2 protein-coding genes are annotated in these 1,836 nt (G+C 43.7%); both read right to left on the bottom strand.

Annotated features, from left to right (window positions below; translation table 11 throughout):
• Positions 1-34 precede the first annotated feature (34 nt).
• Positions 35-388: a hypothetical protein gene (locus tag B3C1_RS20405; RefSeq protein ID WP_156804640.1), complete on the bottom strand. Its 354-nt coding sequence runs from the start codon at positions 386-388 to the stop codon at positions 35-37.
• Positions 389-500: 112 nt separating this feature from the next.
• Positions 501-908, bottom strand: a complete 408-nt coding sequence (locus B3C1_RS20400) for a hypothetical protein (protein ID WP_156804639.1) — start codon at positions 906-908, stop codon at positions 501-503.
• Positions 909-1,836: the final 928 nt, after the last annotated feature.

Here is a 1,836-nt window from a genome sequence, read left to right as displayed (position 1 = left end):
TTGACGAAATGCCACAGTCACTTGTTAGGCTTTTTTATATAACCCATAGCTCTTTATCTACCCAAATGGTCATTGACTCAAATTGGTCGGAGTTATCGACAAGATGCATTTCTATATTGTTTTCAAATGTTAAAACAAGAAGCTTGTCACTTCGGATTTCCACATTTTTAAGATTAACATTAAAGATGTTTTTGAATTCAGGAGATGGCCATTGGTCATTTTTCCAAGAGCCTATTACTGAACCATTTTTTATTAGAGTTACAGGTGTTGCTATCTGAAAACTGGCATTCCCAATAGAGAATTGGAAATCGTATTGCCCAATTCTAAATTGGGTAGTGGCCTCGCCAATGTTGGCGGATAAATCTAGGTCGGATGGGAAACGGTACATAAGCCTAACTTCCCACTAAGGGGCGATAACACACGGGCTAAAATTAGGAGCGAAGTGACGCAGCCCATGTGTTATCGTCCCAGCGAGCGGAGCGAGAGCCTTGAGTGGCTTGTTATGGTGCAATGATGTCATGGCTTATTTCTATGTATGCAGTTGCAAGCCAGTTCTCTCGATATCCGTACGTAACGATGCTATTACTTACAACATCCTTGCTCCGGTAGCAAAAGTGATAATCTATCAATTCTGAATTTTCATTGGGATAACCTGCCAACATGCCCGAGAAGACAACATTTTTCTGATTGTCATTCACTTCTAAAAAAAAGCCAAGCTGGTTTGCCTTCTTATAACTCTTATTTATTGTGATAGTTGTGCATACCTTAGATGGGTCTGTATATTGATTTTTTACTGATAGATTAAACTGATTGGCATTTTCATGAGTCAGAACTAGCTGCTCTCTATCTATGCTAGTTGCTGAAGATAAGCAGCTAAATACCATTAGAAATAGCGGAGTTTTATGCATATTTTACCTTGCGCGCCATAACAATAGTTATGAAGCCGGCTTCTTTTCACTCATTAGACCAGCAACATAATTTGTTGATAATAAAAAACTATAAGCAAACGTTATGTATGAAAACGAGCCGGCTCGTTTTTACGCAAACCAGGCTCGTTATCTTCAGGTCCGAGTACTAAAGAAGTGATTATTTATCAAACATTTCGAGTGGTCATACCGGGCAAAGCGAGCCTGGCGTTGTTTGAAAGCGAGCCATTTCTCGCTTGGGGTTGCAGATACACTGTACAGCCATCCAGAAACCTGAACGGTGCTTGCTGCCTCTGCCCTACCCCATTCCACTTAATCAGGTGCAACGTATGCGGGCTTTGGGAAGGGGGTGACTGTGGATAATGCCGAGTGAGGCGCAGTGGCGATAGCCAGCAGGGTAAAGATCAAGGTGCTCTATGTTGGGCCGGCCATCAGGGAAACATAACGAAAAGCAGCAGGCGGGCTAAAATACTTATCTATCAGTCATATAGCTCAACAATAAAGGCTGCCAACACTGATGCTACCGCCCTTGGGTGTGGTCCCCAAAATCCCTTTGCTTATTCCCGGCAGTCCTGGCCACTCCATCAAGCATTCACATCAACGCAACGTAAGCCACCATAACCACATCAAGGCTGCGGGTAAACCACTTGGCATCAAAGTCTCGCACAGCAGTGATACGTCTGACTTACCTACCGGAAGGTCATCGCAAGGCAAAGACATCGCCCTACTCCCAACTAAAAAAGCCGCCCTGTGGCGGCTTTTTATCAATCGGGGTTGTTGAGCTAGCGCCTTGGTTAAAAACCGGCCCCATTGCGCCAACAACGCTGCTGATCAAAGTCATGAACCAAAAAACCAAGACACCCATCTTAGGTTGTAGCTATTCAACGTCAGGCTAGGCTTAAAACTTATT

This window comes from Gallaecimonas xiamenensis 3-C-1, assembly GCF_000299915.1.
Lineage (GTDB): Bacteria > Pseudomonadota > Gammaproteobacteria > Enterobacterales > Gallaecimonadaceae > Gallaecimonas > Gallaecimonas xiamenensis.
Note: the sequence above shows the minus strand (reverse complement) of the source record. Positions and strands in the feature narration are given on the sequence as shown.

Bases quoted from the DNA above. Each gene is read 5' to 3' on its own strand.
- B3C1_RS20405 (WP_156804640.1), bottom strand. From the start codon at position 388: ATGTACCGTTTCCCATCCGACCTAGATTTATCCGCCAACATTGGCGAG.
- B3C1_RS20400 (WP_156804639.1), bottom strand. From the start codon at position 908: ATGCATAAAACTCCGCTATTTCTAATGGTATTTAGCTGCTTATCTTCA.